This window comes from Streptomyces sp. NPDC046900, assembly GCF_040644975.1.
Lineage (GTDB): Bacteria > Actinomycetota > Actinomycetes > Streptomycetales > Streptomycetaceae > Streptomyces.
Window position 1 is genome coordinate 52,613 of record NZ_JBEYXD010000030.1, and the last position, 16,983, is coordinate 69,595.

The window sequence follows — 16,983 nt, forward strand, 5'->3', positions numbered from 1 at the left end:
CTTCGGCTCGGCGGACGCGGGTCTGTCTCCCGCAGGGATCCTCGTCGTCGGAGTACCTGGCGGCCGTACGCGGTGACGGCTCGGACGGCCGCTACGAGGACGCCGCGGCAGAGCCCGTCAGCCAGTCGTACGCCGCTTGTGCCGTGAACTCCGCCTGTCCGCCGCGCACCAGCAGCCCCGCCCTCGCGAACGCCGGATCGTCGGCCTGGGCGGGGACGGAGGGGACGGCGACGCACCGCATTCCGGCGGCGTGCGCGGCTTCGGCGCCCGGCACGGCGTCCTCGACGACCACGCAGTCGCCGGGTGACGCACCGAGGCGGCGGGCGGCCTCCAAAAAGACGTCCGGGGCCGGTTTGCCGTTCGCGACCTCGTCGGCCGAGACGGCCGTGCCGAACCAGGAATCCAGTCCCGTGCCCGACAGGACGGCCGCGATGGCCTCCGGTGACGAACCCGAGGCCACGGCCATCGGAACCCGGTCTCCCGCCAGCAGCTCCACGAGCTTCCGCATCTCCGGGTGGACCCGCGTGGAGGTGCGGGCCAGCTCCAGATAGCGGTCGTTCGTCTCGGTGAGCAGCTCGTCCAGCGAGGCACCGAAGCCGTAGCGCTGCTTGAACAGATCCAGCGTCTCCCGGGTGCTGATCCCGACGTACCGCTCGTGATCGGCCCAGGTGTAGTCGGTGACACCCCGTGCGGCGAGGAGACGCCGGGCGGCCTCGAAATAGTTCGGCTCGCTGTCGACGAGGGTTCCGTCCAGGTCGAAGACGACCGCGAGGCCGCCGGGAGTGCTCATGGGGTCCAGCATGGCAAGGCGCGCTTCCGGGCCACTGCGCGGGGCCGGGGTTCCCGCTACCAGGCCGTCACGGTGCGGCGGTGCGGCCGATCGACTCCACCAGGGGCAGCAGCCGGTGCGGAACCCGCTCACGCAGCGCCACCTCCGTGCGTGTGCGGACGACGCCGGGCAGGCTGATCAGTTTCTGGATGACGTCCTCCAGATGTTCGTTGTCCCGCGCCACCACCCTGGTCATCAGATCGCCGCCCCCGGTGATCGAGAACGCCTCGACGATCTCGGGGACGGCCGCGAGGGCATCGCCCACGTCGTCCAGGTGGCCCTGGGTGACCTCGATGTGCACGAAGGCCAGCACCGGATGGCCGAGGGCCGCCGGGGACAGCGAAGGGGTCGTGCCGGTGATCACGCCGTCCCGTTCGAGACGGTCCAGCCGCGCCTGCAGCGTGCCGCGGGCGATGCCCAGGATGCGCGCGTACTCGCGCACGCTGGTGCGCGGCTGCTCGAGCAGCAGGCGCAGGATGCGGGTGTCGAGCGCGTCCACGGCCATGGTCCGTTGGCCTCCCTGTCACACGAGTCGATCTACAAAGAATGTACCAATGGCACAGCAATAGACTGCTCACTTGAGCCAATACCGTCCTGATGCTTTTCTTGTGGCTATCAATGGCGCCGCGCAGCGCAGGACCGGTGACGTAGCCGGAATCCGTGCCCGCGGCGCCATTTCCACGTTCCGACGGTGGCGTCGGCATGCAGGCCGACATGGGATGGGGCGGGCCTCCAAGGGTGAAGAAGATGTTCACGGCTCCGGACCCGGGGCTGTTCCGGCTGCGGATCTCGCTGCGCGCGGTGCTCGGCATCGGCCTGGCCGTGGCGGTCTGCGAGGCGGCCGGGCTGTCGCTGCCGGCCTCGATCACCGGTGGGCTCGCGGCCCTGCTCGCGCTGTTCACGGTCGCCGATCCCACCGTGCGGGGCCAGACGGTCACCACCGCGCTGCTGCCCGTCGTCGGGCTCCCCGTCCTCGCGCTGGCGAGCGCCCTGCACGGGATGCCGGCGGTGCGGGACGCGGTGTGGCTCGCGGTGGTCTTCGCCGGTGTGTACGCCCGCCGCTGGGGACCGCGGGGCCAGTCGCTGGGCACCTTCGCCTTCATGGCGTTCTTCACGGCCCAGTTCCTGCACGCGGTCCCGGGCCGGATCCCGGAGCTGTACGCGGCGGTGGCGCTGTCGCTCGTCACCGCGTCGGTGGTGCGGTTCGGCGTGTGGTGCGTCGAGCGCCGTACGCCGCTGCCCGCCGCGCCCGCCCCGCTCGACGGGCTGGGCCTGGACCGGCCCACGACCCGCCTGGCGTTCCAGGCCACGGCCGCCTGTGCCTTCGCGGTCGCCGTGGGCCAGGTGCTGTCGCACGAGCGCTGGTACTGGGCCGTCGGCACGGCCTGGTGGATCTTCGTGAACACCGCCTCGCGCGGCGAGACGCTGGTGCGCGGCTTCCGGCGCGTCGTCGGCACGGTGGCCGGCATCGTCGCGGGACTGGTGGCCGCGGTTCCGCTGCATGGTGCCCCCGTGCCCACGGCCGTGCTCATCGCCGTCTGCGTGTTCGGCATCTTCTACACGGCGGCGCCGTCGTACAGCTGGATGATGTTCTTCGTCACCGTCATGGCGGGCCTGCTCTACGGCCTGCTCGGCGTCCTGCACCCCGGGCTGCTCGGCCTGCGCCTTGCGGAGACCGGTGCCGGCGCGCTCGGTGCCGCACTGGCCGTCGCCCTCGTCCTGCCGATCACCACCCACACGGTCACCGACCGGTGGGTGCGCCGCGCTCTGCACGCCGTGCACGACTGCACCGCGGCGGCGGCACGGCGGCTCGCGGGCGACGCGCAGACAGACCTCGCATCCCGCGTGGCGGAGCTCGAAGCGCTGCTGGGGCGCGTGCGTTTTTCCCTTGCGCCCCTGGTGCACCCGCTCAATCCCCTGCGGGCGCGTAAGGCGCGGGCCCTTCAGGTGCTCGCGCTGCTTGAGGAGTGCGCCCGGCGCACGAGCGGTCTTGTCGCTGTCGCCGCCGACCCTTACGCCTCCCACGACGCCCGTCTGACGGCCGCGTGCCGACGCGTCGAGGCCGCGGTGGAGGCGCTGCTCGGCGCGGTCCCCGAAAGCGCCCTGGCGACCCATGCGGGCGTCCCCGGCCACCATCCGGGTGCCGAACAGGCGCTCGGCCATCTGCACGGCCTGGAACGCGCCCTCGTGGCCCTGGCCGCACCGCTCTCTGGCTCGTCGCCGGCCCAGGCGTGACGTTCGTCGTCGCGCCGAGGCTCCGGAGTTTGGTCTAGACCTACTGCTACCGTCGTCCCGCAGGACGTCGGCGAGAGGGGACGGCAGTGGTGGACGGCGGCGGGCGGCGACGGGCCTACATCGGCTCGTTCACGACAGGGGGAGGGCGCGGCATCCTCGCGGCGGCCGTGGATCCGGACAGCGGCGCGCTGAGCGTCCTGAGCGCCATGGGCGAGGTGACCGACCCGTCCTACCTCGCGGTGTCCGGCGACATGCTGTACGCCGTCAGCGAGGCGGCCGACGGTGCGGTCGCCGCGTACCGACTGGACGGCGGCAGGCCCGAACTCACCGGTCCTCCGGTCCCCGTCGGCGGCAGCGGCCCCACGCATCTGAGTCTGCACGCCGGTCACGTCCTGACCGCCAACTATGACTCCGGCAGCGTGACCGCCGTCCCGCTGCGCGATGACGGAACCCCGGACGACGGCGCCGTCACCGTTTTCCGGCACGAGGGGTCGGGGCCGGTCCCGCAGCGGCAGCTCTCCGCGCACGCCCACCAGGTGCAGCCCGACCCGAGCGGCCGGTGGGTCGTCAGCGTCGACCTCGGCACGGACTCCGCGCGCGTGTGCGCCCTGGAGCCGGGCACGGTCACGCTGCACCGCGAGATCCTGCTGCGCCCCGGGTCCGGGCCACGCCACCTGGCCTTCCACCCGGACGGGACGCGCGCCTACGTCCTCAATGAGCTGGCGCCGACCGTCACCGTGTGCCGCTGGGACGCCGGAGCCGGAATGCTGGAGCCGATCGCCGAGACCTTCGTGCTGCCGGACGAGCCCGTCGGCGACGCCTACCCGTCGGGGATCGTCGCCTCGCCCGACGGGCGCTTCGTGTGGACCGCGACGCGCGGACAGGACGTGCTGTCCGTGTTCGCCGTGGAGGAGAACGGACTGAGGCTGCTGACCACGGTGCCGTGCGGGGGTGCCTGGCCGCGCGCGCTCGCCCTGTGGCAGGGGTTCTTGTACGTCGCCAACGAACGGTCCGGGGACGTGACCTGGTTCGCCGTGGATCCCACCACGGGACTGCCGCGGCGGTCCGGCTCGGTCGAGGCGCCTGCCGCGTCCTGCGTCGTCTTCGGCTGAACCGGGCGGCAACGCCGTCCGCGAGCGGTCCGCGCGACGAGAGCCGCCCTCTCCGACCGGCTGTCACGGCGCCCCGGCTCACCGCGCCCGGCAGCGCGAAGGGCCCCCTCCATCATGGAAGCGGGGCCCTTCGTCGTCCGGATGCGCGCCCGGCGGGGCTCAGCGGACCGGAGCGCCCTGCGCCTGCTGCGGCGCGATGCCCAGTGCCGTCGTGTACTTGGCCAGCGCCAGCTTGCCGATGGCCGGGTACGGGCCGAGCGCCTCTGCGGCGGGGCAGCCCGCTTCCTTGGCGGCCGCGTCCAGCAGCCCGGCCTCGAGCTCCGGGCCGATCAGGTACGGGGCGAGCGCCAGCTGCTGAGAGCCCGAGGACCGCAGCTGCTCGGCCACGGCCGTGATCGAGCCCTCCTGGTCCAGGGCCGCCGCCATCACCGGCACGGCGAGCCGCGCGGCGAGCAGCATGCCCGTGATCCCGGCCGCCTGCACGGCCTCCTCGCCGCCCACGGAGGCGAGGATGATGCCGTCCGCCGCGGTCGCCACGGTGAACAGCCGGGCACGGTCGGCGCGGGCCAGGCCGGCCTCGGACAGGCGCACGTGCAGCGCCTCGGCAAGCAGCGGGTGCGGGCCGAGGGCGTCGGTGAGATCGGCCGCGACACGGCTGTCCATGACCGCCTGGCGGACCCGGCGCAGCAGCGCGCTGTCCGGACCGGCCAGCAGGGGCACCACCACGGCCACGGGGCCGTCGGGCTCCTTGGCCTCCGCACCGGCCGCGAGGGCCTGCTCGTAGCGAGCGGTGCGCTCCTCGGCCGTGCGGGCGAGGACGGACTGCAGCGTGGGGAACTCGGAGTCGTCCCCGTCCAGGTAGCCGATCCGGGCGTCAAGACCGGGCAGCTCGGAACGCGCGATGCTCACGACCTCCTCGGCGAGGCTGCGCGTGGCGGCGCTGGGCGTGCCGGGCACCGCGAGGACGAGCGCGGGCGCGCCCTCGGGAGCTGCCAGCGGTTCCGGACGGCGGTGCCGGCCGGGCTGGCGGGGTCGCGGCATTCGTACAGGCAGGCCGGATGCGGGGCCAGTGGGGGAGCTCATGGCGCCGCATGCTACTCACTTTGTGGGCTCCCCTGTTCGGGGAGGGTGCAGGTGAGCGGTTTCCGTCCGGTTTTGTCTGATGAGTTACGTACGGATGAGAAACGAACGATACGGTCTGACTTTTTTCACCGCACACCAGGAACAACTTCCCTCTCCTGGCAAGGGGAATCAGTCGGCCTTTTCGGTCGCGAAACGCAGCGGGTGTTCGTCACGCGCCAGTTCGAGTGTGGTGTCCGGGGGTGCGAGTGCGATGCGTACGGCTGTGTCCACGGGGTTGCCTGTCGCGGGGGCCGGGCGCGCCGGAGGCAGGTGCCGCGCCAACTCCACGCGCATCGGCACGAGAGGCGGCTCGCCCAGCCGGAGGAGGCCTCCGGCCAGGGTGACTTCGGGCCCGTCCGCGGAGGGACTCACGGCGGTTGCGCTCAGGTGCCCGGGCCCCGCCGCGCCGGCTGCCCGCTGCCACCGGGTCGTCGGCGGCACGGACGGCGACGTCGGGCGCGAACGAAGCCAGGACCGCCGGCCGGTCGGTACGGGGGTGGAGCACGTCAGGCAGCCCGGTGACCCGGCCGAACGCCGCCTCAGGCCGTGTCGGCAGGCACGCCGAGGTGCCCGGGCGGCTTGTCGTGGCCCCGCAGGACCGTCTCGAGCCCGGCCCGGCCGATCCGTGCGCCGCCGCCGGCGTCGCCCGGCAGACGCCCCAACTCTCCGCCCGGCGACGGACCTTCAGGTCCGTGGCGAGCACGTTCACACCGGTGACGGGCGCGATCACGGCCTCCGGCCGTGCGCCGAGCGCGCCCGCGTAGGCGGTGAAGGCGTCCTCGGCCCGGACAACTCTGCGGACGCCCGGGTTCCGGGGCAGGCCTGCGGACTCAGGACGTCGCCCAGACCGGCCGGACCGGCGGCCCCGTTCGCGGCGGTGCGCACCTCAGTGCCTCCTGCGGCAACCTGCACCTGCCGTGTCCGCAGCAGCAGTTGGTCCGGAGGATGCCCGGCGTCCTGCCCTAGGAGACCGGTACGGACCGGCTCCCGTGAGACGAGCCGGGCCTGGCGCCGTCGAGGCCCGACCACCGTGCGGGACGAGGACGACCCACGGGCCGGAACCTCCGGAGTCCACCGCGAGAACGGCCGCGGTCTCGCCTGCCGCCGGGCCGTCCGCGGGACCCGGCGGTGTCACGGCAGGCGCCAGTCCACCGGTTGTCCGCCCTGCCTGATCAGGAGGTCATTGGCCCGGCTGAACGGGCGAGAGCCGAAGAAGCCCCGGTCCGCCGACATCGGGGACGGGTGCGCCGACTCGACCGACGGCAGTTCCCCCAGCAACGGCCGCAGATTGCGGGCGTCACGGCCCCACAGGACAGACACCAGCGGCTTTCCGCGCCCGGCGAGGGCCCTGATGGCCTGCTCCGTGACCTCCTCCCAGCCCTTGCCCCGGTGTGCCGCCGGGCGGCGCGGGGCCGTCGTGAGAGCTCTGTTGAGCAACAGCACGCCCTGTCGGGTCCATGGAGTGAGATCGCCGCTGGACGGCTGGGGCAGGCCCAGATCGGTGTTGAGCTCCCGGAAGATGTTGATCAGGCTGCCCGGGAGCGGCCGTACCTCAGGAGCCACCGAGAAGGACAGCCCCACCGCGTGCCCCGGTGTGGGGTACGGGTCCTGGCCGACGATCAGGACGCGGACCTCGTCGAAGGGCTGCTGAAAGGCCCGCAGCACATGCGGGCCCGCCGGGAGGTAGGTACGTCCCGCGGCGATCTCGGAGCGTAGGAAGTCCCCCATCTCGGCGATCCGCCCGGCGACGGGCTCCAGTGCTTTCGCCCAGCCCGGTTCGACGATCTCATGCAACGGTCGTGGTGCCACAGGCGTCACCCTACTGCCGGGCACACACCGGCGATCAACCGGTGGCCCGACGGCGACCGGGAATGATCGCACGGTTGACGAACAGCGCCCGGTCTGGGCGGCCTTGACCGCGTGCTGTCGCCCTTTGGCGACGAGATCGCGTCCGTCCCGGGAAGGTTGGGCGTGGGAGGGTGACGGATCACCGGATCAAGCGATCACCGCCGCCCGGACACACAGCACGTCCGGCAGATGCGACGCCAACTGCTGCCAGCTGTCGCCGTCGTCCGCCGACGCGTACACCTCGCCGTTGCGGTTGCCGAAGTAGACGCCCGCCGGGTCGCCGTCGTCCGTGCACAGGGCGTCGCGCAGCACCGTGCCGTAGTGGTCCTCGCCGGGCAGCCCCCTGGTGAGCGGCTCCCAGCTTCTGCCCGCGTCCGCCGTACGGAAGACGCGACAGCGGCGGTCGGCCGGGACGCGGTCCGCGTCCGCATTGATCGGGAAGACGTAGGCCGTGTCCCCGCGGTGCGGATGGGCGGCCGTGGCGAACCCGAACGTCGAGGGCAGACCTTCGCCGATGTCGGTCCAGTGGGCGCCCGCGTCGTCGCTTCGGTAGACCCCCCAGTGGTTCTGCAGATAGAGCCGGTCCGGGACCGCCGCGTCCTGCGCGATCTTGTGCACGCACTGGCCGAACTCCGGGTTGGGGTCGGGCAGGAACACCGCCGAGACACCGGAGTTGGACGGCTCCCAGCTCACGCCGCCGTCGCGGGTCCGGAAGACTCCGGCCGTCGACACGGCGACCGTCACCGCCTTCGGGTCCCGCTTGTCGGTGATCACGGTGTGCAGGCCCTCGCCGCCACCGCCGGGCACCCACTTGTCGCGCGTCGGGTGCTCCCACAGCGGACGCACGAGGTCGAAGCTCTCGCCCCGGTCCTCGGATCGGTACAGCGCGGCCGGTTCCGTGCCCGCGTAGACCACGTCCGGTTCGGCGGCCGCCGGGTGCAACTGCCATACGCGCTCCAGCGAAGCGCCCGTGTCCTTCGGGAACTTGACTGCGGGTTGCTTCGGCTCGGTCCAGGTGCGGCCCAAGTCGTCCGAGTGGAAGACGGACGGTCCCCAGTGCGAGCTGTCCCCTCCGGCCAGCAGGCGCGGGATGTCGCCGCGGGTGTCGATGGCGACCGAGTACACGGCCTGTGCGTTGAAGTACGGACTCTCGTCGAACTCCCAGGCACCTCCTCGCCGCCGTCCGATGAACAGTCCTTTTCGCGTGCCTACGGTGAGCAGTACGTCGGTCATGCGACCACCTCCGAAACGCCGGTGTTCCAGACAGGGGCCAGTCTGCACCCCGGCACTGACAGCCACCCCCGGGACGATCGTCCATGCAGGTCAACCGCCGTGTTGCCGAGGAGCGCAGGGACAGTTGGCCGCGACGCGGAGCCGGCGGACCGGGCTCCCGGCAGCAGAGCCGGCCGCCGGACGGCCACGCGCCGGCGGAAGCCCCGACTGAGCACCGGAGCGCCCCGGCCCGTATGGGAGTGCGGTCGGGGGGTGTCCGTGTGTGCGTGAGGAGGATGCCATCGATGAGGTGGCTGCCATCGATGACGGCGTTCCGCGGTCCCGGGGTGTGGCTGTGGCGGTGGCGCCGCAATCCGCTGCGGCGTCGCAGCGATGCGCTGGAGGCCTGGATCGTGCTGGCGGTCTGGTCCGTGACCGTGATCGGGGGAGTGCTGGCGGGACTTGCGGCGGCGCACTCGGTGGAGCGCGGCATGGACAGGGAGCGGGCCGAATGGCGCCCTGTCATGGCGCTGCTGACCCAGGACGCGCCGAAGTCGGCCGCCGCGAGCGCGGCCGGCGCGGAACGGGTGTGGGCCAAGGTGCGCTGGACGGGGACGGACGGCTCCTCCCACGCCGGCCGGGTGCGCGTGGCCGCGGGCAGTACGACGGGTACCGCGGTCACCGTCTGGACGGACCGTGACGGCTCCCTGGTGACCGAACCCGCCACCGCGTCGCAGGCCCATGTACGGGCGGCCATGGTCGGTGTGCTGGCGGGGGCGGGTGTGGCCACGGTCCCGTTCGTGGGCGGGCGCATGGCCCGGGAACGTCTCGAACGGCGCCGCATGGCGCAGTGGGACGAAGCCTGGGCGCGGTTCGGGTCGACCTGGGGACGGATGACCGGCTGACCCGGCCGACCGAGCCCGGAGCGCTCGTACTTGGCCCGCCGGCCCCTGAGGCACGCACGGGTGGCCTACGACGTCCCGGGGCGGCCGCCTCCAAAGGGCAACCCAGGTGGCCCGGTTCGAAGCGAACCGGGCCCGGTGCGAGGACCTGCGCAGGGACGGTCTAAATAGTTTCGTCCCCGGGCTTGCCCGCGCCCTCCTCGCCACCACCGCCCGTTCGGCCGCCCGCCTCGGGGACACCTGAACCGGCCTTCGAGGGCCCGTGGTTGAAGAGCAGGTTCAGCACGACCGCCGTCACGCAGCCCGCGCTGATCCCGCTGTTCATCACCGTCTGAAACCAGTCCGGGAACTTCTCGTACACCGTCGGCACGCCGACCGGCAGCATGCCGACCGCCAACGAGACGGCCACCACCGTCAGGTTGTGGTTGCCCTTGAAGTCCACCGTGGCCAGCGTGCGCAGCCCGCTCGCGGCGACCGTGCCGAACATCACCAGACCCGCGCCGCCAAGGACCGGCTCCGGTACGGCCGCGACCACAGCACCCAGCTTGGGCAGCAGGCCAAGCAGCACGAGCAGGCCGCCGGCCGCCGCGACCACCCAGCGGCTGCGCACCCGGGTCATTCCCACCAGGCCGACGTTCTGCGCGTACGCCGTGTACGGGAAGGTGTTGAACACCCCGCCGACGACCGTGGAGAGGCCGTCGGCCCGCAGACCGTCCGCGAGCGATCGCGGGTCGGCCTTCCGCCCGGTCAACTCGCCGACCGCGATGAGGTCGCCGGTCGTCTCGGTCATCGTCACCAGCGCCACCACGAGCATCGACACGACGGCGGAGGCGCGGAAGGCGGGCGTGCCGAAGTGGAAGGGGGTGCTGATCCCGATCCAGTCGGCGTCCCCGATGCCGCCGAAGTCGGTGAAACCGAAAGGCACCGCGACCGCGAGTCCCACCACGATGCCGATCAGCACCGCGATCCGGCTCAGGAACGGGGGCGCGAAACGCTGCACCCCGATCACCACGGCCAGCACGAAGGCCGCGAGTGCCAGGTTCTTAGGCTCCCCGAAGTCCTTCGAGCCCTGCCCGCCCGCGGCCCAGTTGCCCGCCACCGGCAGCAGCGAGATGCCGATGACCAGGATCACGGTGCCGGTGACGAGCGGCGGGAAGAAGCGCAGCAGCCTGCCGAAGACCGGCGCGAGCAGCATGATGGCGATTCCCGCCACGATCACCGAGCCGTAGACGGCGGGCAGTCCACCACCCGTCGTCCCGATCAGCACCATCGGGGAGACGGCGGCGAAGGTGCAGCCCTGCATGATCGGCAGCCGTGCGCCGAAGCGCCAGAAGCCGACGCACTGGATGAGTGTCGCGATTCCGCACACGAGCAGATCGGCGGTGATCAGATACGCCAGGTCGGCGGCCGACAGCTTCATGGCGCCGCCCACGATCAGGGGGACGGCCACGGCGCCGGCGTACATCGCGAGGACGTGCTGGAGGGCCAGGCCCGCGAGTTGGCGTACAGGCGGTACCGCGTCGACGGAGTGGACGGGGGTGGTTGCCATGGGGGGAGAACGTAAGCCCCTTGAACAGGTTGCTGATTGCCGACCGGTTGCCGCTCTGTGTCGTGACAGACGGACGTCCGGGTCCGACGCTCAGCGCCCTGTGCCGTGTCCTTCGAGAGCGGTGGAGCCGGCGGCGGCCATCAGGGACGCCCAGTCCGGGAGCTTGACGACTCCCCGCCCCAGCGACGCGCCGAGCTCCGCCTCCGCCCGCTCGATCGCCAGCCACCCCGCCCACTCGACCGGGGCGAGTCCGTCCGCCCGAAGGGCCGGCAGCGCGTCCTCGGGGACCTCACGCCCCGCGAGGCCGGGCGCGTCCTCCAGCAGTGAGGTCACCGTCTCCTTGGCGCACGGCCGGTTCGTGCCGATGACACCCGTGGGGCCGCGCTTGATCCACCCGGCCACGTACTCCCCCGGAGAGACCTCCCCTTCGCGCAGGACCCGTCCCGCCAGATGCGGCACGGTGCCGGTCACCGCGTCGAACGGCAGCCCCTGAAGCGGGACTCCGCGATAGCCGACCGAGCGCAGCACCAGTTGTGCCTCGATGTCCTCGTACCGCCCGCTGCCCGTCACCCGGCCGGATCCGTCGGGGATCGTCCGCTCGAAGCGTACGGCGCCCACCCGGCCTCCGTCGGCGAGGAGTTCGACCGGACGAAGGAAGAAGCGCAGCCGGATCCGGCGCGGGGCGCCCTGTGGCGGTGCCGCGGCCCAGCCGCGCAGCACCTCGATGTTGCGGCGCAGGGCGGCGGGCAGCCCTGAGGGATCGGTGTAGGCCGGGTCGAGCGCCAGTTCCGCCTCGTCGACGACCACCTCGGTGTCGGGCAGTGCGCCCAGTTCGCGCAGTTCCTTGGTGGTGAACCGCGCCTGCGAGGGTCCGCGCCGCCCCACCATGTGGATCTCGGTGACCTTGCTCTCGGCCAGCGCGGCCAGCGCCGCCTGCGGCATGTCGGTGGGGATCAGCTCGTTCACCCCGCGAGCGAGGATCCGGGTCACGTCGACCGCGACGTTCCCCACACCGATCACCACCGCGGTGCGCGCGCCGAGCACGAAACCGTCGGCGACGCAGTCCGGGTGTGCGCTGTACCAGGACACGAACTCGGTCGCCGACCAGCTGCCGGGCAGCTCTTCGCCCGGGATGCCGAGATGACGGTCGGTCGCGGCGCCCACACAGTAGACCACCGCGTGGTACAGCTCGCGCAGCCGTTCCGGCCGTACTCCGTCCGCGCCGACCTGGACACCGCCGAGGAACCGGATCCGCTCGTCCTCCATGACCGCGCGGAGATTGTTCTGCAGCGACTTGATCTTCTCGTGGTCGGGTGCCACCCCGTACCGCACCAGGCCGTACGGGCAGGGCAGCCGGTCGAGGACGTCGACGCGCACCTCTGGATCCCGCTGGACAAGGCTCTGGGCGGCGTACACCCCACTCGGCCCGGAGCCGACGACGGCGACATGCAGCACGGCGGAACTCCCTCGTTGAGGAGATCGCTGGTGGCTCCAGCATTGCACCGCGCACGGCAGGACGGGAGAGGGCTGGCGGATGCGGCGCTGGGCCGACGGGGTGCGGTGCGCACCCCTGCCGTGCGTGGCTTTGGCATGGTATGCGATCAGCCGCTTACGTTGCGTTTATGCCCGAAGTGTCCCTTCAGGATTTTTCCGATCACTTCGGATCGGATGGGGCGGTGTCCGTGCGGCCCGCGTGGGAAGTGCGGGAGCGCGAGAACACCATGACCTGGTTCGCCGTCCGGCTCGACCTGCCGGACGGGGGTTGTGTCGACGTCCTCGCGGTGGTGGCCGGCGGATGTGTGGCGATCGAAGAGGTGCGGGCCCAGCCCGGCCTCACACTGGACGACCTGTCGGCTCTCGCCGACTGGATCGAGGAACCGCTGCTCGAGGCATGCGGCATGGAGCCGGACCGTTCCCCCGTGCCCACCGGACCGCCGACGTGCGGTGAGGGGCCGGCCTGGCCGCGCGGCGTCGAAGGGTGGCGCCTGGTCGCCGAGGAGTACCTCGCGGCCCAGCACGCGGATACCGATCCGGTGTTCGCGGTGATGCGTGCGACGGGGCGCAGCCGCCGCAGAGCGCTGAAGCTGATCGCCGAGGCGCGCGACGCGGAACTCCTGGCGCCACGTCACGCCCGCTCCTGATCCGGTCGGTTGAGCATGAGCGCGGAGCAACGCCCGGACATCTGCGGCTATTTCGACACCCTGTTCGTCTCCGGCTGACGGTTCTCCGTCGCGAAGAACCGCGACAGATCGGTGTCGTAGGCCCTGCCCACGCCTTCGGGTTCCGGCGGGCTGCCCATCTCCCAGTCGAGGCCGTACCGCTGGAACAGCTCGGCCCGCAGCACCGGCAGCGGCATCGGCGCACCCGGCACCAGGGCCGCGTAGACCGCGCCCATCAACAGGGCGCGCAGCATCGGGTAGTCGGCGTCCGTGTCCGTCGAGCCGCGCCGCGTCACCGTGTCCCGCAGCAGCTCCGCCAGTCGCTGCTGCTCGGGGCACTGCACGAATCCCTCGGCCTGCAGGATGCCCGCCATGTGCTGACGCATCAGCACGGTGTGGTGGACGGTGAGGCCCAGGACGGCGTCGACGGCCCGCGCCATCCGCTCCCGGCCGTCCTCGGTACGCGGCTCGCGCTCCAGGGCTTCTTCGAGGGTGCGGTGCATCAACCGGTGCACGGCCGACTGGAGGAGTTGCCGTTTGCCCGGGAAGTAATACGAGACCAGGCCCCGCGCGGAGCCGGCGCGGTCCGCGATGTCGGCGAGTGTCGTCGAGTCGTATCCGCGCTCGCCGACCAGTTCGATCGCGGCGTGCAGGAGCCGTTCGCGGGAACGCCGCCGCAATTCTTCATTGACCGAGGCGCTGCGCGGCGACATCCTGGACTCCTGCGTTGACTGGCTGTCAGCCAACTATACTCAGCGCATCCCGGTCCCGTTGCCCTCGGGTCGGTTCCGGGGTGGCGTCTGCCCTGGGCCACACGGGGGATGGTCCAGGGCGGACGCCGGAACTATCGCCCGCGCACCGCCTCACGCCAGATCAGCCGCGGAATGCTGGGCTTCACATCCCGTGTGACCACGCCCATCGCCCTGCGCACATACCGCCCGTCCACCAGTTCCCGCAGCATGGCCGCCGCGAGATCGGCCCGGGCCGTGAACACGCCGTCCGCACTGCCCTCCGCGACCACGTAGCGGGTGGGCTCGGGATGGTCGAAGAGGCCGGACGGGCGTGCGACGGTCCAGTCCAGCGGGGTGTCACGCAGCACCCCCTCCATGCGGCGCATGTCCTCGTGCGCGGTGCGGGCGATGACCCGGTTCACATACGGGTCCAGCACCTGGTTGAAGAAGAAGGCCCCGCTGGGCCGCCAGGCCGGGTCGAGGACGCTGGAGCTCACCGCGACCAGCCGCTTCACACCGTGCCGCCCCATCGCGTCGGCGATGTTCCGGGCCGCCGTCGAATAGAGGGTGACCGGTGCCCGCCCGGGCCGCACCCCCAGCGCGGACAGTACGACGTCGGCGCCCTCGATCACCGCGTCGACCGCACCCGCGTCGGTGGCGTCGGCATCGGCCATGGTCAGCCCCGCGCGCCCGGCCATCGGATGCGGCCGGCGGGTCACCGCCGTGACCTCGTTCCCGTCCGCCAGTGCCTGGGCGACCAGTTGACGGCCGGTGGGTCCGCCCGCTCCGAAGACGACGATGCGCATGACGTGTTTCCTCTCGATGGTCGGTTCGTGCCTTGACAGTGGCGCTCGAGGGCCGGGATATTCAACGCTGATGAATAAATCCCGCGGTCGGCCACCGGGCCGCCCCGCCACCAGAGCCCGTATCACCGGGGTCGCCCGCACCCTCTTCCTGGAGCGGGGCTACCAGGGCACGACGCTGCGCGCGATCGCCGCCGAGGCCGAGGTGGACGTGGCGCTCATCGGCTACCACTTCGGTTCGAAGCAGGGTCTGTTCGGCGAGTCGATGAATTTGCGCTGCGGACAGTCGAACGCGATCCTGAGCGCCCTGGACGGTGATCAGGCGGGGCTCGCCGACCGCCTCCTGGACGCCGTCACCGCCCTGTGGGAGGACCCGTCCGGCAGCGGATTCGCGGCGATGGACGGCACGGCGCTGCGGGACGAGGACGTGATGCGGGTGTTCCGCGAGTTCCTGGAGCGCGAGATCCTCGGCCGGATCGCGAGCCATCTCGGCGGCCGGGACGCCACGGACCGCGCCACGGCAGCCGTCGCCGTGCTCGGCGGCCTGATCTTCACCCGCTATCTGAACCCGCTCGGCCCGGTGCAGGCACTGGACGCAGCGGATGTACGACGGATCCTGGGTCCGCCCCTGCGCGCCGCCCTGAGCGGCCACCGGCGCAGGACGAGGCCTGCGGCACAGCTGTCGCAGAGGAGCCGGACCGTCCCTAGAGTGGGCACGAGTCCCAAGGAGGCATGACGCACATGGGTGAGGACCAGATCCTGGCAAGGATCACGGCGATGGTGGACGAGGAACGCGGCCTGCGTGAGGCGGTGTCGTCCGGCCGGATCGACAGCTCCACCGAGCACGCACGGCTCGTCGAGCTGGAACAAGCGTTGGACCAGTGCTGGGACCTGCTGCGCCAGCGCCGCGCGAAGGCCGAGTTCGGCGAGAACCCGGACGAGGCGCGTGTCCGCCCGGCGTCCGAGGTCGAGGGCTACCAGGGCTGAGACGGGGGCGGGGTCAGCCGATCAGGCCCAGCACGGGGCGGAGTCCGTCCGGCCGCTCGGTCACCGGGCGATGGTCGACGAAGTGCACCGCACAGCCGAGCGCCGCGGCCCCGCCGTCCGCCCGTCGGTTGTCGCCGACCATGAGCGTGTCCTGCGGGGCGACACCGAGCGCGTCGCACGCCAGGGCGAACAGCCGGGGGTCGGGCTTCTGGATGCCGTGCTCGTACGACAGCACGTATGTGTGGACGTACGGGTCGACGCCGTGCTCCCGGAAGACCGGCCGCAGGTCCCAGCCGATGTTGCTGACCACGCCGACGGCCACTCCTCGTCCGTGCAGGGCGCCGAGCACCTCGGCGGCGTCAGGGTAGAGCCGCCAGGCGGCAGGTCTCATATGGCGGTCGTACAGCACGTCATGGAGTCGCGGGTCCGGCAACGGCACCCGACGGGACAGGCCGGTGTACGCGGCCCGGTGCGCCTCGGCGCTGCGGTCCCGGTCGGCCCACAGCGCGGCGAGGTCCTCCGGCAGCGGCCCTTCGGGGAAGGAACCACCGGCCAGTGCGCCCGCCGACTCCAGCAGCTCGGCCGTGCGCACCAACTCGGCCTCGGGCAGCGTGACACCGGCTTCCGCCAGTGCCGCGCGCAGCCAGGATTCGGCCGACTCGATGCGGAACAACGTTCCGGAGAAGTCGAAGAGCACACCTTTGATCGCCATGGGGACGATGTTTCGCGACCCGTTGTGCACGCGTCAAGAACGCCCCGCCCGCCTGGTCGTGTTCTTCTCCGTTCCGCCCCACCGCTCATAGGACGCCACGGCGAGCACGACCAGCAGCGCCCCGAACAGCCAGCCGCCCAGCACGTCCGACGGCCAGTGCACGCCCAGCCAGACCCGGGTCAGGCCGACCCCGATGACGGAGACCACCGCCACGGTCAGCGCGGTGCACCACAGGACGCCCCTGGCGCCGTACCGGCGAAGAACCCACAGCAGCAGCCCGCACACGAGAGCCGCCGTCATCGCGTGCCCGGAGGGGAAGGCCCCGTTGTGCACCACGTCGAGTGGGTCGGGCCACTCGGGGCGTGCTCGGCCGATGGCCGCCTTGGCGACGTTCTGCGCGACCGCGCCCAGCGCGCAGGTGGCCGCCACCCACAGGGCGAGCCGGCGGTCCCGCTGCCGCCACAGGAGCCAGAACACCGCGACCGCGCACAGGACGCGCATGGTCGCCGGGTCCCATACCCAGTCCGTGAGGAAGCGGGCCGTGCGTGTGAGGCCCGGGTTGTCGAGCGCCCAGCCGTGCACCGTGCGCGCGATGTCCGCGTCCAGCGCCACGAGCGGGTGCCAGGGGATGGTCACCAGCACCAGAAGCAGCAGCGACGCGCAGCCCAGGGCCGTGGCGGCGACTTCCGCACCTCGCGGGGCCGGGCGCCGGATCGGTGAGTCGACGGGCAGGGGCTGCATACCCTGATCCTCGCCCCTGTGCGGCCTTTCCGGTCAACGGA

At 72.1% G+C, this 16,983-nt stretch carries 19 protein-coding genes; 7 read left to right on the top strand and 12 right to left on the bottom strand.

Features of this window, described 5'->3' with window-relative positions:
- Window positions 1-91 precede the first annotated feature (91 nt).
- Together ABZ904_RS26520 and ABZ904_RS26525 are read right to left on the bottom strand one after the other, a co-directional pair.
- A complete protein-coding gene (locus ABZ904_RS26520) occupies window positions 92-790 on the bottom strand; it encodes an HAD family phosphatase (RefSeq protein WP_361825871.1) in 699 nt (232 codons plus the stop codon).
- 67 nt (window positions 791-857) lie between these two features.
- A complete protein-coding gene (locus ABZ904_RS26525) occupies window positions 858-1,334 on the bottom strand; it encodes an Lrp/AsnC family transcriptional regulator (protein ID WP_359402475.1) in 477 nt (158 codons plus the stop codon).
- Window positions 1,335-1,576: 242 nt separating this feature from the next.
- Here ABZ904_RS26525 and ABZ904_RS26530 point away from each other — a divergent pair, with 242 nt between their 5' ends.
- Window positions 1,577-3,064 carry an FUSC family protein gene (locus tag ABZ904_RS26530; protein ID WP_361825873.1) on the top strand — a complete coding sequence of 496 codons (1,488 nt, stop codon included), beginning with the start codon at window positions 1,577-1,579 and terminating at the stop codon, window positions 3,062-3,064.
- An 86-nt stretch (window positions 3,065-3,150) separates the two neighbouring features.
- The gene (locus ABZ904_RS26535) at window positions 3,151-4,176 is read left to right on the top strand and encodes a lactonase family protein (protein ID WP_361825875.1); all 1,026 of its coding nucleotides are present in this window, start codon (window positions 3,151-3,153) and stop codon (window positions 4,174-4,176) included.
- Between the two features lie 159 nt (window positions 4,177-4,335).
- Here the strand turns inward: ABZ904_RS26535 and ABZ904_RS26540 are convergent, their stop codons facing one another.
- Window positions 4,336-5,259, bottom strand: a complete 924-nt coding sequence (locus ABZ904_RS26540) for a hypothetical protein (RefSeq protein WP_359402466.1) — start codon at window positions 5,257-5,259, stop codon at window positions 4,336-4,338.
- Between the two features lie 168 nt (window positions 5,260-5,427).
- On the bottom strand, window positions 5,428-5,670 hold the full coding sequence (locus tag ABZ904_RS26545; RefSeq protein WP_361825877.1) for a hypothetical protein: 243 nt from the start codon (window positions 5,668-5,670) through the stop codon (window positions 5,428-5,430).
- A 146-nt stretch (window positions 5,671-5,816) separates the two neighbouring features.
- Here ABZ904_RS26545 and ABZ904_RS26550 point away from each other — a divergent pair, with 146 nt between their 5' ends.
- Window positions 5,817-6,062: a hypothetical protein gene (locus ABZ904_RS26550; RefSeq protein ID WP_361825879.1), complete on the top strand. Its 246-nt coding sequence runs from the start codon at window positions 5,817-5,819 to the stop codon at window positions 6,060-6,062.
- Window positions 6,063-6,429: 367 nt separating this feature from the next.
- Here ABZ904_RS26550 and ABZ904_RS26555 read toward each other — a convergent pair whose 3' ends face one another.
- Window positions 6,430-7,107: a uracil-DNA glycosylase gene (locus ABZ904_RS26555; protein ID WP_359402461.1), complete on the bottom strand. Its 678-nt coding sequence runs from the start codon at window positions 7,105-7,107 to the stop codon at window positions 6,430-6,432.
- A gap of 186 nt (window positions 7,108-7,293) precedes the next feature.
- A complete protein-coding gene (locus ABZ904_RS26560) occupies window positions 7,294-8,379 on the bottom strand; it encodes an exo-alpha-sialidase (RefSeq protein ID WP_359402458.1) in 1,086 nt (361 codons plus the stop codon).
- Window positions 8,380-8,663: 284 nt separating this feature from the next.
- Between ABZ904_RS26560 and ABZ904_RS26565 the strand changes: the two genes are divergently transcribed.
- On the top strand, window positions 8,664-9,263 hold the full coding sequence (locus ABZ904_RS26565) for a hypothetical protein (protein WP_361825881.1): 600 nt from the start codon (window positions 8,664-8,666) through the stop codon (window positions 9,261-9,263).
- 160 nt (window positions 9,264-9,423) lie between these two features.
- On the opposite strand, the gene ABZ904_RS26570 is transcribed toward ABZ904_RS26565, so the two are convergent.
- A complete protein-coding gene (locus ABZ904_RS26570; protein ID WP_361825883.1) occupies window positions 9,424-10,809 on the bottom strand; it encodes a nucleobase:cation symporter-2 family protein in 1,386 nt (461 codons plus the stop codon).
- A 90-nt stretch (window positions 10,810-10,899) separates the two neighbouring features.
- Window positions 10,900-12,264: an FAD-dependent oxidoreductase gene (locus tag ABZ904_RS26575; protein ID WP_361825885.1), complete on the bottom strand. Its 1,365-nt coding sequence runs from the start codon at window positions 12,262-12,264 to the stop codon at window positions 10,900-10,902.
- A 221-nt stretch (window positions 12,265-12,485) separates the two neighbouring features.
- Here ABZ904_RS26575 and ABZ904_RS26580 point away from each other — a divergent pair, with 221 nt between their 5' ends.
- Window positions 12,486-12,950, top strand: a complete 465-nt coding sequence (locus tag ABZ904_RS26580; RefSeq protein ID WP_360994009.1) for a DUF6214 family protein — start codon at window positions 12,486-12,488, stop codon at window positions 12,948-12,950.
- A gap of 47 nt (window positions 12,951-12,997) precedes the next feature.
- Here ABZ904_RS26580 and ABZ904_RS26585 read toward each other — a convergent pair whose 3' ends face one another.
- Window positions 12,998-13,681 (bottom strand): helix-turn-helix domain-containing protein, encoded by a 684-nt coding sequence (locus ABZ904_RS26585; RefSeq protein ID WP_361825887.1) that lies wholly within the window; start codon window positions 13,679-13,681, stop codon window positions 12,998-13,000.
- A 131-nt stretch (window positions 13,682-13,812) separates the two neighbouring features.
- A complete protein-coding gene (locus ABZ904_RS26590) occupies window positions 13,813-14,505 on the bottom strand; it encodes an NAD(P)H-binding protein (RefSeq protein WP_360994003.1) in 693 nt (230 codons plus the stop codon).
- A 70-nt stretch (window positions 14,506-14,575) separates the two neighbouring features.
- Between ABZ904_RS26590 and ABZ904_RS26595 the strand changes: the two genes are divergently transcribed.
- Together ABZ904_RS26595 and ABZ904_RS26600 are read left to right on the top strand one after the other, a co-directional pair.
- Entirely contained in the window at window positions 14,576-15,238 is a 663-nt protein-coding gene (locus tag ABZ904_RS26595; RefSeq protein ID WP_359402437.1) for a TetR family transcriptional regulator, read from the top strand.
- A gap of 5 nt (window positions 15,239-15,243) precedes the next feature.
- Window positions 15,244-15,489, top strand: a complete 246-nt coding sequence (locus tag ABZ904_RS26600) for a DUF2630 family protein (RefSeq protein WP_359402547.1) — start codon at window positions 15,244-15,246, stop codon at window positions 15,487-15,489.
- 13 nt (window positions 15,490-15,502) lie between these two features.
- Here the strand turns inward: ABZ904_RS26600 and ABZ904_RS26605 are convergent, their stop codons facing one another.
- Together ABZ904_RS26605 and ABZ904_RS26610 are read right to left on the bottom strand one after the other, a co-directional pair.
- Window positions 15,503-16,201, bottom strand: coding sequence for an HAD-IA family hydrolase (locus ABZ904_RS26605; RefSeq protein ID WP_359402433.1), 699 nt, complete (start codon window positions 16,199-16,201; stop codon window positions 15,503-15,505).
- A 33-nt stretch (window positions 16,202-16,234) separates the two neighbouring features.
- A complete protein-coding gene (locus ABZ904_RS26610; RefSeq protein ID WP_361825889.1) occupies window positions 16,235-16,942 on the bottom strand; it encodes a phosphatase PAP2 family protein in 708 nt (235 codons plus the stop codon).
- Between the last annotated feature and the right edge of the window lie 41 nt (window positions 16,943-16,983).

Coding starts and splice junctions, on each gene's coding strand:
- ABZ904_RS26520 (WP_361825871.1), bottom strand. CDS start 790: ATGAGCACTCCCGGCGGCCTCGCGGTCGTCTTCGACCTGGACGGAACC.
- ABZ904_RS26525 (WP_359402475.1), bottom strand. CDS start 1,334: ATGGCCGTGGACGCGCTCGACACCCGCATCCTGCGCCTGCTGCTCGAG.
- ABZ904_RS26530 (WP_361825873.1), top strand. CDS start 1,577: ATGTTCACGGCTCCGGACCCGGGGCTGTTCCGGCTGCGGATCTCGCTG.
- ABZ904_RS26540 (WP_359402466.1), bottom strand. CDS start 5,259: ATGAGCTCCCCCACTGGCCCCGCATCCGGCCTGCCTGTACGAATGCCG.
- ABZ904_RS26560 (WP_359402458.1), bottom strand. CDS start 8,379: ATGACCGACGTACTGCTCACCGTAGGCACGCGAAAAGGACTGTTCATC.
- ABZ904_RS26565 (WP_361825881.1), top strand. CDS start 8,664: ATGAGGTGGCTGCCATCGATGACGGCGTTCCGCGGTCCCGGGGTGTGG.
- ABZ904_RS26570 (WP_361825883.1), bottom strand. CDS start 10,809: ATGGCAACCACCCCCGTCCACTCCGTCGACGCGGTACCGCCTGTACGC.
- ABZ904_RS26585 (WP_361825887.1), bottom strand. CDS start 13,681: ATGTCGCCGCGCAGCGCCTCGGTCAATGAAGAATTGCGGCGGCGTTCC.
- ABZ904_RS26590 (WP_360994003.1), bottom strand. CDS start 14,505: ATGCGCATCGTCGTCTTCGGAGCGGGCGGACCCACCGGCCGTCAACTG.
- ABZ904_RS26595 (WP_359402437.1), top strand. CDS start 14,576: ATGAATAAATCCCGCGGTCGGCCACCGGGCCGCCCCGCCACCAGAGCC.
- ABZ904_RS26600 (WP_359402547.1), top strand. CDS start 15,244: ATGGGTGAGGACCAGATCCTGGCAAGGATCACGGCGATGGTGGACGAG.
- ABZ904_RS26605 (WP_359402433.1), bottom strand. CDS start 16,201: ATGGCGATCAAAGGTGTGCTCTTCGACTTCTCCGGAACGTTGTTCCGC.
- ABZ904_RS26610 (WP_361825889.1), bottom strand. CDS start 16,942: ATGCAGCCCCTGCCCGTCGACTCACCGATCCGGCGCCCGGCCCCGCGA.